The sequence below is a fragment of the Shewanella inventionis genome, assembly GCF_014641855.1.
Lineage (GTDB): Bacteria > Pseudomonadota > Gammaproteobacteria > Enterobacterales > Shewanellaceae > Shewanella > Shewanella inventionis.
Genome location: NZ_BMII01000007.1, coordinates 14,684 through 28,312, shown reverse-complemented (window position 1 = coordinate 28,312; position 13,629 = coordinate 14,684). Strand labels below are relative to the sequence as shown.

The following is a 13,629-nucleotide window of genomic DNA, read 5'->3' as shown; positions in this document are numbered from 1 at the left end:
ATCTTACACATATTTAAAGTCAGTTGTCACGCTAACAAAAAAAGGTTGAACATCATATTCAACCTTTTTATACACTCACAGAACGTTTGGCTTTAGATTATCGCAAAAGCGCCCTGCCATTGATAAGTTTGACCATTAAACTCAACAGTATGATGAGCCTCTAACGCATCGCCACTGAGATTTGAAATCGCAACCGTATAGAAATGACCATTAGTGGTGCTAAAACTAACCACAGTGGCAATTTCATTGTGACCAACCACATCTACCTTGTTAACCAGGCCTCGCGCGCCAACAGAGGCTTCGATCGACTCATTAAAATAGCCATGTGTTTCTAACACTGAGGCAAATACATGGTTTTGCCCAGATTGGCGTAAAATAAATGCAGGTTCGCTGCGAAGATTAAAGTCTGGGTCATTCGCGCCGGTACGTGCAAAGATCACTTTGCTGTCTGGTGCCGCACTCGACACTAAACTGTAATAGCTATTGCCGTGCAGCCAGCTGAGTAAGCTGCTACCGCTGACATTACCTGAGCCAACATTCCATAAATGTTGGTAACCGTTGTCGGCGCCCAATGGCGTTAACCTTGACTCGGTTTGATAATCAAAGTCAGTGCGGATTATTTGCCCAGAATAATGCACAGGTAAATCGTATTGATGTGGTCTATCTGCCACAATCCGATACACATCGATAATCAATGGTTTTTCAAATTCAGCAATATCGGCAACAATGACAGTTCGTTGCATTTGTGTGCCATCGTAATAATCTGCAATACGGCCGCTCATCCCTTGTAAACTTGAGTCATCAGCCTTAAAAAAGTGTTTTTGGCCAAACTTAGATTCAGCAAGGGCGGTATCAAAATTGTTTTGCGTTTTTTGGTCAACAGTCACCGTATTGTGAGCGACGGTTTGCTTACAATAAGACTTGTTTTCAGGAATGTAACGCCCACCAAATTTAGGCTCAACGTTTACCCAACGGCCAAACCCATAGTCGTGTAATACTTCTTGGCCACGGTTAAACACACTTAAATGCAAACCATCGTAATGGCCGTGGTCAAGCGCAGAATGATATTGATGATCGCTACCGTGTTGGCCAAACCAGATAAGTGCCATGGTATCGTCATTTTTAGCATCGCGATGACGTAAAATACCTACGCCGCCCTTTTCACCTTCTGGCCCGTCTGTTACAAACAAGCTGCCCCAGCTAAAAGGTTTAATGTTATCGGTGTCTTTAACCGCGTTAGATAAAGTTAACCCAGAAATATGTACCCACACATCTTGCTGATGATTAGCCATACTCAGTAAGGTGTCATTTTGCTCATAACGGTGATAACACACGCTGGTGGCCATGATCACACCTTCATCATTAATGCTGATGGTTTTAGATGAATCATTTAGTGCTGGTAAGGTGCCGTCAGGAAACGCCGTCGACATTACCGCATAAGAGGTGGTTTTAATCACTGAGTTGTTAAATTGGTAAATGCCGATATCTGGTTGACGACGCTCAATGGCTTCGGCAAACAAGTAAATAGGCCGTAGCGAAAAGCGGTGATAATAAGGCCCTTCCATGTAATAGCCGTCTGGCGAGAACAATTGATCTAACTGCGCTAAAAATCCGCCACTGATTTTATCTAACTTAAGGCCAAACAGTGCTTTGTCCACTGATGCTTGATCGTTTATCGCATAACCACAAATACCTACGGCAGCCACTGCCCACAAGCCATGATTATGAATAATATCAAAATCATGCGCATAGGTAACAACAAACATATCAATCATTTGTTTAAGTAAGTTGTCTTCAATATGACGTTTTTGAGATTCATCTAAGGTGTGATAAATACAGCTATACGCGCACGATGCATAGAGCATCCACATGTTTTCATTGAGTGTTTGGTGAAAGAGCTTACCCGGTGGATTACTGTCACGGCTGACATTGCTTTCAAGTGTTGGGTACACAGTGGCGTAGGCGGTTAACATATTCACAATGTAATTGCGGTATTTATCTTCTTGAGTAATTAAAAATAACCGGCCAGCTAAATCCATGTGAATGTAATTTTGCTTATGGCGGTTATGCTCGTAACCGCCACCTTCACCGTGTCCTGGCACTTCAATGCCTACCGTAGCCATATAGTTGTCTGTTTGGGCAATGTCACGCGATAGGGCTTTGCCCAAAAGGGTGTCGGTATTGAGCGACTGTCTGAGCTGCGCTGCTTCTTCAAAATTGAGTAATAAAGGTTGGTAACTCATGTTATTTCTCCTGCTTAATGGCAGTAATGTCGACAGCGTAAGGGCCAGTCCATTGATAGTTTATCTGATTAAAAGTCACACTGTGTTGACTTGTTGCTGTGGTTAATTGATTACAAACCATAAGAATAATAAGCGAGTTACTGGTGAATATTTGCACCACCGAACCGACATCATTGTGACCTAAGACTTTGATGGACGACACTTTACCGCGAGCGTTTACCGACTGCTCAAACTCTTCATTAAAATATCCGTGAGTTTCAAGCACTGATGCTAACAAGGTTGTTTTACCTGCAGTGCGATAAATAAAAGCAGGTTCGCTACGTAAATTGAAACTTGGGTCATTAGCGCCTGTGCGCGTAAAAAACACTTCACTTGAGTCATTACTGCTGGTGCCAAGCCATGTGTAATAGGTGTTGTTTTGTAACCAACTGACTAAAGCGGTCTCACTCGGTTTACCGCTGGCGATATTCCACAAATGTTGGTAGCCATTGTCAGCACCTAACGTAGACACTTCTTGATGGCTTTGATAATCAAAGCTGGTGCGAATAATTTGCCCGGCATATTGATGAGAATAGTCGTATTGATGCTCACTCTCGCCCGCTAAACGATATAAATCGATTAACAGAGGCGATTCAAGCTCATCTAGCGCCAACATAAACACGCTACGCTGCATCGATAAACCATCATAATGTTGGTTCGCAAAAGCACTCATGCCGCTAATCACATCGCTGTCGACACTAAAAAAGTGCGGTATGCCGTGTACACTGTCTGCTCGGGCGACGTCAAAGTTGTTTTGGCACTTTTCATCAACGGTAACAGCATTATGTGCAATCGTTTGCCGTGCATAAGATTTGTTTTCGTCAAGATAACGGCCGCCAAATTTAGGCTCAACATTAACCCAACGGGCAAAACCATATTCACGTAGTACTTCCTGGCCACGGTTAAAGAAACTGATCCCTAAGGTGTCAAAATTACCGTGCCCCATACCATGCTGGCCGTAATTCATCACCAGTTGCGACACATCACCGTTTTTATCCTGCATGCGGATAAAACCTTGTGCGCCATGGGTACCATCAGGGCCTTCGTTTAACTCTACACTTGGCCAAAATGGCATGCCAACACTGGCCTTTTGCTCTGCTTGTTCAAGTGCACGCGACAACACTAATCCACATGGATGCATCCAAACTCTGTCTTGAATTTTAGCCATGCCTAATAAGTTATCGTCAACACCATAATGTTTGCTATACACACTCACAGCAACTTGTACGCCCATGTCAGTAATCGACATAGTACGTGACGCATCATTTAATGCTGGGAATTCGCCATTAGGATAGGCAGTCGACAATAAGGCTTCAACTGTATTACCAATCACTTTGTCTTTGTAGTTGTATATATCCACTTCAGGCATATGGCGATGTAACACTTCAGCAAATAAACAGGTTGGACGGATGGCGTAGCGATGATAATAAGGCCCTTCCATGTAGTAACCAGATGGTGCAAACAATTGCGAAATTTGCGCAAGAAAACCACCGCTGTCATTACGCTCTATGCCGTAAACCGCCATATCTAAATATTCTCGCTTACCGATTGCTAAGCCACAAATGCCTACCGCAGCGACGGCCCAAATACCGTGATTATGGATACGGTCAAAGTCATGGGCATATTTAACCGTAAACATCTCTAACATAGGTTCAAATATTTGGCTTTCTATGCGGTTACGTTGCGCTGGGGTCATCACTTGTGACACGCAAGAATAGGCAAGGCTTGTGAATAATAACCAGCAATGTTCGTTTAATATTTGGTGAAATAAACGCCCTGTTGGGTTCGTGTTTTTTTGCACATGAAAATCAAATGTTAAATACTTATCTGCATACTCGTCTAATAGCGCAATAACAAAGTCTGCATACTGTTGCTGCTCAGTGATTAAAAACAACCGACCGGCTAAATTCATATAGGTGTAGTTTTGCTTGTGTCGGTTATGTTCATAACCACCCGCCTCACCGTGCCCAGGCACATCGATAGGCAAAGCCATAAAATTTTGCAGTTCATTGATATGGGCAGCTATTGTTTTCCCCATCAAACTTGTGCGTCCAAACTCTTTACGTAAATCGGCTATTTCTGCCTGCGTAAGTAAGATGGGCGTTGTTATGGTCATAGTATTTACCTTTTGGCTAATAACTTATCTTCATCGCATCTAAATTTGTATGACAATATTGTCATACAAATTAGCTTTTTTACAATGATTTTTATCAAATACACCTAAAATATACGCTTTTATTTCAATTTATCTAAACTTATTCAAAAATATTTTAAATAATAAGCACCTGTATTTAAATGGTTTTATTTCTATATTACCGATTTACACACCATTGGTAAGAACTAATTGTATTACAATATGTATTTAATGTTTATTATTTGTATAATGAAGGCAACATATAATGCAGTTGGAGAACGAACATGAATCCTTTTTTTATCGCTGATGATCACCCCTGGGAAAATTTAGGTGATGGTATAAAACGTAAAATCGTTGGATACACTGACGAATTAATGGCTGTGCATTTAAATTTTGATAAAGGCGCCATCGGTTATGTGCATGCACACGAGATCCACGATCAAATAGGTTATGTCATTCGTGGCAGCTTTGAAGCTGAAGTCGATGGCAAAAAGCAAGTGCTTAAAGCCGGCGATGCCTATATTGCTCGCAAACACCTTATGCACGGAGCTGTCGCCCTAGAGCATGACAGTGTGTTGCTTGACATGTTCTCTCCTGCCCGCGAAGACTTTTTAAAGTAATCGATACTCATTATAAGGTAACAGCATGAAACCATTGAAAATTGCAATTATTGGCGAATGTATGGTTGAGCTTCAAAAGAAATTGAGCGGCTTAAAGCAAGCTTTTGGTGGCGACACACTCAACACAGCATTGTACCTTGCTCGTTTAACTCAAGCTCAGTCAATTACCACCAGCTATGTAACGGCTCTCGGTTATGACTCATTCAGTGAGCAAATGTTAGCCGCCTGGCAGGCTGAAGGCATTGACACCAGTTTAGTATTGCAACTAGCTCATAAAAACCCTGGTTTGTACTACATTGAAACCGATGACACTGGTGAGCGCAGTTTTCATTATTGGCGTAATGATTCAGCGGCAAAATACCTGTTTGATCAGCCAGAATCTGAACATCTTACAGAGCAATTGCTCAGTTACGATTATCTGTTAATTACTGGTATTACCCTGGCAATATTAACTGAGTCAGGCAGAAGCACATTATTTTCGTTACTCAGTGAATTTAAGCGCCGTGGCGGTAAAGTGATTTTTGATAATAATTACCGCCCCAAATTGTGGTCAAACCCACAGCAAACAATGGATGAATACGCTAAAGCATTAGCCTTAACAGATATTGCCATACTCACCTTTGATGACGAAATACAATTGTACGGTGATACAGAGGTTACACAATGCATTAGCCGTACACAAACAGCAGGCGTAACAGAACTCATCATTAAAAGAGGCGCTGAGGATTGTATAGTCATTGAAAATAATCAAACCAGTTATGTAGCAGCAACCCCTGTAAGCAACATTATTGACACCACAGCAGCTGGCGACTCATTTAATGCTGGCTTTTTAGCTAAACGCCTCAGTCAAGGCAGCGCAGTACAAGCCGCATTAGCAGGACACATTATGGCCAGTACCGTGATCCAATATCCCGGAGCCATTATTCCCATGGTTGCCATGCCAGAAATCCAATTATAAATAGCCTCGAGAATACCATGATTTTGATGAACGATTTATTAGCTAAACATAAACTCATCCCTGTTATTGCCATTAATAAGACCTCAGATGCGGTCCCGCTAGCAAAAACACTGATTGATAACGGCATGCCAAGCGCTGAAGTCACCTTTAGAACAGACTGCGCAGCCGATGCCATTAAAGCTATGCGAGACGCATTTCCTTTAATGTTTATTGGTGCGGGGACCATTTTAACCACAGAGCAAGCCGATCAGGCGATAGATGCTGGAGTCGACTTTATTGTTAGCCCAGGGTTTAATCCACGTGTGGTGCAACACTGTCTTGATAAAGGCATGCCAATTGTGCCCGGCGTCAACAACCCAAGCCTGGTTGAACAAGCCATGGAAATGGGGCTCAGAACACTTAAGTTTTTCCCTGCTGAGCCCTCTGGTGGCGTTAACATGCTTAAGGCTTTAACTGCCGTTTATCCGGTAACGTTTATGCCAACGGGTGGGGTGAATTTAGACAATATTGATTCGTATCTTGATATCCCTGCTGTGCTTGCTTGTGGCGGCACCTGGATGGTTCCCACTAACCTGATTGACTCAGGACAATGGGATGAAATTGGCCGTTTAGTGCGCGTTGCTGTATCACATATTCATAATTCGTAACTGTTCACCAGCCCCTTATTGACACGATCAATTGATGATCGATAAGGTTTTGTCATATTGCTATTGAACGATCGATTTACGGTGCCAAAATGGCAACATGAAAAAGAAAAAACAATTTGCAGCAGAACCGCCAACAGTTGCTGAGCTAGGTGTAAACAAAGCCGATCTGCTCATTCAAGAGTTGTGGGGGAAATTACGTGAATATGAAGACCGTTTAACGATGAGCTCTCGTAATTCATCCAAGTCGCCTTCATCTGACTCCCCTGCGGATAAGGCCGAGCGAAAAAAGCTCAAACGCCTCGTAGCGGAAATCAGGTTGGCGCTCAACCTGGACATACGGGGCACAAAAGACCGCTAGCGTCACTCGGTGAAACCGATAAGCAAATCGCTTGCTTGCCGGATGCATGTTGCCCAGATTGCGGTGGAGAAGTGACACCCAATCCGTCTCCAAGCTATCGCCATCAAGTGTTTGAACTGCCTAAACCTAAACTCGATATCACTGAATATCAGTTATTTCATGGCCGTTGCCAGCAATGCAACAACGTGAGCAAAGGCGTTTTACCCAAAGGGGCACCTGATGGTCAGATGGGGCCAAGGTTGCTCAGCTACGTATCGGTGCTAAGTGGGCTATATCATCTGAGTGTACGTAAAATACAACGTTTGCTACAAGACCAATACGGCACTCACTTCTCTACAGGGCTGATTTCAGAGGCGCAAGGGCGAGTGAGTAGCATGCTGACTCCAATACATCAGGCACTGCATCAACATATAAAGCAAGCACCATTAGTTCACGTTGATGAGACAACCCATAACCGTAATGGTGAAGAACATACCCGTTGGATCTGGCTTGTGTCGTCTAAAGATGCGGTGTTTCAACAGGTGAAATACTTTCGTAATAAGGATGCCGCTAAATCTGTGCTCGGCGAGCAAACTCAAGCCGTTGTTGTCAGTGACCAATGTCCAAGCTATCACTGGATAGAGCCAGAGCGTCACCAGTTTTGCCTTGCTCATATAGAGCGAAACTTACAACAAATGGCAGATTACTCAGGCAAAGGCCTCACCGAGCATATCGGTAATCGACTCGTTTTACTTTTCAAATCCGTTTTTCGTACTCAGCATAAATATGAAGCGGGCACACTTGACGAAGTCAATTGGCGTCGGCGAATGCATCGCTTGCGGCGCAGTATCATTGACTGGCTTGAACGCGGCACGAAAGTGCCTGCCTCACGCTATGCAGGTCGTTGCCGCTACATCCTCAAATATGAAGTGGGTTTATGGGTATTTCTCAATCATCCAGATACGCCGTTAACCAATAACGAGGCTGAGCGCTGTCTGCGTGGCAGTGTGATTATGCGGAAAATCTGTTACGGCACCAGCTCGGATAGAGGTGAGAAATTCCGCTCTCGGGTTTTATCGGTGGTTGAAACGTGCAAGAAACGCAAACTATCGCCAATCACAGTGATCAGCCAAATCATTACTGCCGTAATTGGCAAGAATGAGTACCCAGATGTTTTTGGGTTAATGTCGACCTAGTCAATCCCCCTCTGGTGAACGGTTACCATAATTCAAAATAAATACTATTTGACCATACAGGCTATGGTCTTTTTTTCGCGGTTAACATTGTTAACACAAAAATGAGCTTTTTATTTATCGAGGCTAAATCATGACTATTGATATGCTTGTCGTACTTGCCTATTTTTTCTTCTTAATTGCCATTGGGTGGATGTTTAGAAAATTCACTACATCTACCAGTGATTACTTTAGAGGTGGCGGCAAAATGTTGTGGTGGATGGTTGGGGCCACCGCATTCATGACTCAGTTTAGCGCATGGACCTTTACCGGTGCTGCGGGTCGGGCTTTTTCTGACGGGTTTGTCGTTGTTGTGTTGTTTTTAGCCAATGCCTTTGGCTATTTAATGAATTACCTCTACTTCGCACCTAGGTTTAGACAACTTAGAGTCGTCACCGCGATTGAAGCGATCCGCCAACGTTTTGGTAAAACATCAGAGCAGTTTTTTACCTGGGCGGGCATGCCTGACTCATTAATTTCCGCAGGTATATGGCTTAATGGTTTAGCGATTTTTGTATCGGCTGTGTTTGATATCCCAATGGAAACCACCATCATAGTGACCGGTGCAGTACTGGTTATTATGTCAGTCACGGGTGGGTCTTGGGCGGTTGTCGCCTCTGATTTCATGCAAATGATTGTCATTATGGCCGTGACCATTACCTGTGCAATAGCAGCTTATTTTTATGGTGGTGGGATCGGCAATATCATCGACAAATTCCACGGTAACTTTGTGTTGGGCAATGACTTAAATTACGTCAGCATATTTGTACTCTGGGTAGTGTTTATCTTTGTTAAGCAATTTGGCGTGATGAACAACAGCATTAATGCATATCGTTATTTATGTGCCAAAGACAGTGAAAATGCCAAAAAGGCCGCTGCCCTCGCCTGCATATTAATGGTTGTTGGCCCATTAATTTGGTTTTTACCGCCTTGGTATGTAAGCGCATTTATGCCTGAATTTGCCTTGCAATATGCTTCAATGGGCGACAAAGCGGGCGATGCAGCCTATTTAGCCTTTGTACAAGAAGTGATGCCTGCCGGTATGGTCGGCTTGTTAATGTCGGCCATGTTTGCCGCCACCATGTCGTCAATGGACTCAGGCTTAAACCGTAATGCAGGCATCTTTGTCTGTAACTTCTATTCACCGATATTACGTGAGCATGCCTCGCAAAAAGAGTTAGTCACCGTGAGTAAAATCACCACTGTCATCATGGGCGTTATCATGATTTTGATTGGCTTGTTTATCAACTCTCTTAGTCACTTAAGCTTGTTCGATATTGTATTAAACGTTGGAGCATTAATCGGCTTCCCGATGTTAATTCCGGTATTACTTGGCATGTGGATCCGTAACACACCAGACTGGTCTGGTTGGACAACCTTAATTGTGGGTGGTTTTGTGTCTTACGTCTTTGGTATTGCGCTAACAGCTGGACAATTTGAAGCTATATTAGGTTTAGAAACGCCACTTACCGATCGTGAATGGTCTGACTTAAAGATTGGCCTAAGCTTAGCGGCGCACGTTATTTTTACTGGTGGTTTCTTCTTTACGACCATGCTGTTTTATAAAGGCTTAACCCCTGAACGAGAAAAAGAAGTCGACCAACTGTTTATTAACTGGAACACCCCTGTTATTGCAGACAGTGAAGATCAGCAAACCCTAGACACTAAACAGCGTTCAATGCTCGGTAACCTCATTACCGTTGCAGGTTTTGGTGTGTTGATTATGGCGTTAATCCCTAATGAACCTACAGGTCGATTAATGTTCTTACTTTGTGGTTCGATTGTGTTAATTGTTGGTGTATTACTGGTTTATGCTGCACGTTCTGGCAATGGAAGCGTTAAAAAAGCTGTGGTACAAAACGCGTAGATGACATCGGCATTGCATCATATAAAAAGGCCTTATAGAAATATAAGGCCTTTTTACCTCAAACTGACTAAAAAATTCAAACCGTGATAGCAAGCAATTGAGCCTGCAGCAATTCAACTTAATTTAAGGTTATTGATTTATAATCAATAATTCATCTTGTTGTTAGACTGTCTATACGAATTAAAACGCAACAGATATAAATTTACTAACAATTCGTTGATTGACAATTTTTGCCAGTTTTAGATGATATAACCGCAAACAACAAATAAATCATAAAAATGAGAATATAAAAAGGAAATAAGCTCACAATGAATAAATCCTTAATTTCTATCGCATTAACAGCTGTAATGCTAACGGCTTGTAGTGATAATGACACACAAAAAACCACCGAAGCCACACCTGCAGTACAACCAGCCCCAGTGGCTAAGGCTGAACTTGGTACTTTTGGCATTGACTTATCTGCGCGTAATGAAGCCGTTAAACCCGGTGATGATTTCTTTATGTATACCAGCGGTACCTGGTATGACAATTTTGAAATGCCAGCAGATAAAACCCGTTACGGTGCATTTGCTGTATTAGCTGAGCGCAGTGAAGATCAAGTAAAAGCCATTATTGATGATATCGCCAGTCGTGAAAATCTAACCGCAGATGAACAACTTATTGCTGATTTTTATCACGCATACATGGACACAGACACCATTAATAAACGTGGTATTAGCCCAATCCAGCCCGTATTAGATGACATCAACGCGGTTAACAGCACAGACGATTTAACCAAAATTTTTGGTCAAGGCTGGTTAACAGGTGCAGCGTCACCAATTGGTGGCGGCATGTGGTTTAACAGACTGGATCCAGACCAATACGAGCTGACCATTGGTGCGGGTGGCCTAGGTTTACCTGACCGTTCATATTACCTAGAAGACGATGAGCGTTTTATTACCATTAGAGCGGCCTATCTTGAACACATTGCTACTATGTTGGCCTATGCTGGCATAAAAGACGGCAAACAACGCGCCGAAGCGATTTTAGCCTTAGAAACCCAAATTGCAGAAGGCCAATGGCCTAGAGAAAAACGCCGCGACCGTGATTTAACCCTGAATCAATTAAATCGTAGTGAGCTAGCTACCACATATCCTGGCTTTAATTGGGATCTGTTCTTTGAACAAATGGGCTATCAAGTTCCACAACTTAACATTGCTCAACCAGACCCAGTCAATGCAATGATTAAATTGGTCAATAATAGCCCTATCAATGTATGGAAAGACTATTTAATCTTCCACACTATCACCAACAATGCTGAACTATTATCTGACGATATTTTTAACAGTAACTTTGCCTTTTTTGGAAAAACCCTAAATGGCCAAGAAGAACCTCGCCCACGTTGGAAACGCGCAGTTGAGCAGATGTCAGGCACGCAATCTTTAGGCTTTGCCATTGGTAAAGTGTACGTTGCCCGTTACTTCCCTGAATCGTCTAAGCAACAAATGGCAGAGCTGGTCGAAAACCTACGCACCGCGCTTGGTCAACGTATTGATGGTTTAGATTGGATGGGCAAAGAAACTAAGGTTAACGCACACGCAAAATTAGCTGCGTTTACCCCTAAGATTGGTTATCCCGATGTCTGGCAAGAATACGATGGTCTAACCCTAACCAAAGACAATTTAGTCAGTAATATTCGTTCATTACGTGAGTTTTTCCAGGCTGATAGTGTGGCTAACGAGCTGAAAAAAACCGACCGTAACCGTTGGGGTATGACACCGCAATTTGTGAATGCATATTACAACAGTTCATTTAATGAAATCGTGTTTCCTGCTGCTATTTTACAACCACCGTTTTTTGACCCCAATGCCGATCCAGCAGTGAACTACGGCAGCATTGGTGCGGTTATTGGCCATGAAATGGGCCACGGATTTGATGATCAGGGCTCAAAATCAGATGCCCACGGTATTCAGCGTAACTGGTGGACAGATGAAGACCGTGCAGCATTTGAAGCAAAAGCAGACATGCTGGCGCAACAATACAGCTTGTATGAGCCAATCTCTGGCAACTTTGTAAATGGGCGTAATAGTTTAGGCGAAAACATTGGTGACGTAGGCGGACTATCAATGGCCTACCATGCATATAAATTGAGCCTTAATGGTAAAGAAGCCCCCATCATCGATGGCACCACGGGTGACCAACGTTTCTTTATGGCTTGGGCACAAGTCTGGAAAGAAAAACGCACTGAGCAAAGCATGTTAAGCCAACTGCGTGCTGGGACTCATGCTCCTGGTCGTTACCGTGCACTTGCGCCACGTAACCACGATGCATGGTACAAAGCGTTTGATGTTAAACCGGGTGACAAGCTGTATTTACCTGAAGATCAACGCGTACGTATTTGGTAATTAAATATCGACTTAGATATTTGCGTTATCAATCAAAAAAGCCAATCAGATAATGATTGGCTTTTTTACATTCGTAGTTATATTAGCACTGTGATGCTGTCAGCCATTAAATGCCAACCTCATCAATATCATTGGTATAATCTCGCGGATATCCACAATAGCGAAATGTTATCTTATCGATAATGAGAAGATTTCGCTTTGAGTTGGAGGATATTATGTTTGAATAGCCCGAGTAGATATTGAGTAGTACGGAAGTCCATTATGAAAACACTGACAATTTTAGACGGCGGTATGGGGCGTGAACTCAAACGTATCGGCGCGCCTTTTTCTCAACCACTGTGGAGTGCGCAAGCACTGATTGAATCCCCACAATTTGTAGCGCAAGCACATCAAAACTTTATCGAAGCTGGAGCGCAGATTATTACCGTCAATAGCTATGCCTGTGTACCGTTTCATTTAGGTGAAGGACTGTATGCCGAGCAAGGAGCAAAACTTGCTGAAAAAGCGGCAAATATTGCGCGTGAGGTTGTGACTCAATCTCAACAAAAAGTGCTTGTTGCTGGCTCAATCCCTCCCGCTTTAGGATCCTACCGTCCCGAGTTATTTGAGGCAAAGCGGGCCTATGAGATCTGTTCTACCTTATTTAACGCTCAAGATAAGCACGTCGATATCTGGCTTGCTGAGACAATTGCCAGTATTGCTGAAGCACAGGTGATAGCTAAAGTGCTAGCCAATACCGATAAACCCTGTTATTTCGCTTATACTCTGATTGATGAAGTTGACCAGCCGATTCGACTACGTTCAGGAGAATTGCTAACCGATGCTGTTGCGGCATTGTTAGTAACAAATGCAACGGGGATCTTGTTTAACTGTTCTATCCCAGAGGTTATCGAGCAAGCCATTAAGGATGTGTTACAGGTATTAGCGCAACACAATAACTCGCTCGCGATTGGTGTCTATGCAAATAGTTTTACCCCAATCAAATCAGGCCATCAAGCCAATGGCACTTTGCAAACGTTGCGTCATGTTTCTGAGGACGAATATCTTGAGTTTGCCAAGCGCTGGCATCAATTAGGAGCGACCATTATCGGTGGCTGTTGTGGTATTTACCCAAGCCACATTAACGCGCTGGCCACATGGCGAGATAGCCTGAATAAATGCTAACCAC

General features: G+C 43.1%; 9 protein-coding genes. 7 read left to right on the top strand and 2 right to left on the bottom strand.

The window, feature by feature from the left end; genetic code table 11:
* Window positions 1-92: 92 nt before the first annotated feature.
* Both IEW93_RS05350 and IEW93_RS05345 read right to left on the bottom strand, forming a co-directional pair.
* Window positions 93-2,243, bottom strand: coding sequence for a heparinase II/III domain-containing protein (locus tag IEW93_RS05350; RefSeq protein WP_188737713.1), 2,151 nt, complete (start codon window positions 2,241-2,243; stop codon window positions 93-95).
* Between the two features lies 1 nt (window position 2,244).
* On the bottom strand, window positions 2,245-4,398 hold the full coding sequence (locus IEW93_RS05345; protein WP_188737711.1) for a heparinase II/III domain-containing protein: 2,154 nt from the start codon (window positions 4,396-4,398) through the stop codon (window positions 2,245-2,247).
* A 302-nt stretch (window positions 4,399-4,700) separates the two neighbouring features.
* On the opposite strand from IEW93_RS05345, the gene IEW93_RS05340 reads away from it, so the two are divergent.
* The 7 genes from IEW93_RS05340 (at window position 4,701) to IEW93_RS05310 (ending at window position 13,625) form a co-directional block, all read left to right on the top strand.
* Complete coding sequence (locus IEW93_RS05340) at window positions 4,701-5,036, top strand: cupin domain-containing protein (protein ID WP_188737709.1); 336 nt, start codon at window positions 4,701-4,703, stop codon at window positions 5,034-5,036.
* Between the two features lie 25 nt (window positions 5,037-5,061).
* On the top strand, window positions 5,062-5,994 hold the full coding sequence (gene kdgK, locus IEW93_RS05335; protein WP_188737707.1) for a 2-dehydro-3-deoxygluconokinase: 933 nt from the start codon (window positions 5,062-5,064) through the stop codon (window positions 5,992-5,994).
* A gap of 17 nt (window positions 5,995-6,011) precedes the next feature.
* On the top strand, window positions 6,012-6,641 hold the full coding sequence (locus IEW93_RS05330) for a bifunctional 4-hydroxy-2-oxoglutarate aldolase/2-dehydro-3-deoxy-phosphogluconate aldolase (RefSeq protein WP_188737704.1): 630 nt from the start codon (window positions 6,012-6,014) through the stop codon (window positions 6,639-6,641).
* A 97-nt stretch (window positions 6,642-6,738) separates the two neighbouring features.
* Window positions 6,739-8,174 (top strand): IS66 family transposase gene (gene tnpC / locus IEW93_RS05325; RefSeq protein WP_188737702.1). Its coding sequence is split into 2 segments (ribosomal slippage): window positions 6,739-6,931 and window positions 6,931-8,174, totalling 1,437 coding nucleotides; the frame shifts between segments, so codons are not numbered across the junction.
* A gap of 130 nt (window positions 8,175-8,304) precedes the next feature.
* The gene (locus IEW93_RS05320; RefSeq protein WP_188737700.1) at window positions 8,305-10,077 is read left to right on the top strand and encodes a sodium:solute symporter family transporter; all 1,773 of its coding nucleotides are present in this window, start codon (window positions 8,305-8,307) and stop codon (window positions 10,075-10,077) included.
* A 308-nt stretch (window positions 10,078-10,385) separates the two neighbouring features.
* Window positions 10,386-12,461 carry a M13 family metallopeptidase gene (locus IEW93_RS05315; RefSeq protein WP_188737698.1) on the top strand — a complete coding sequence of 692 codons (2,076 nt, stop codon included), beginning with the start codon at window positions 10,386-10,388 and terminating at the stop codon, window positions 12,459-12,461.
* Between the two features lie 261 nt (window positions 12,462-12,722).
* Complete coding sequence (locus IEW93_RS05310) at window positions 12,723-13,625, top strand: homocysteine S-methyltransferase family protein (RefSeq protein ID WP_188737696.1); 903 nt, start codon at window positions 12,723-12,725, stop codon at window positions 13,623-13,625.
* Window positions 13,626-13,629 lie beyond the last annotated feature (4 nt).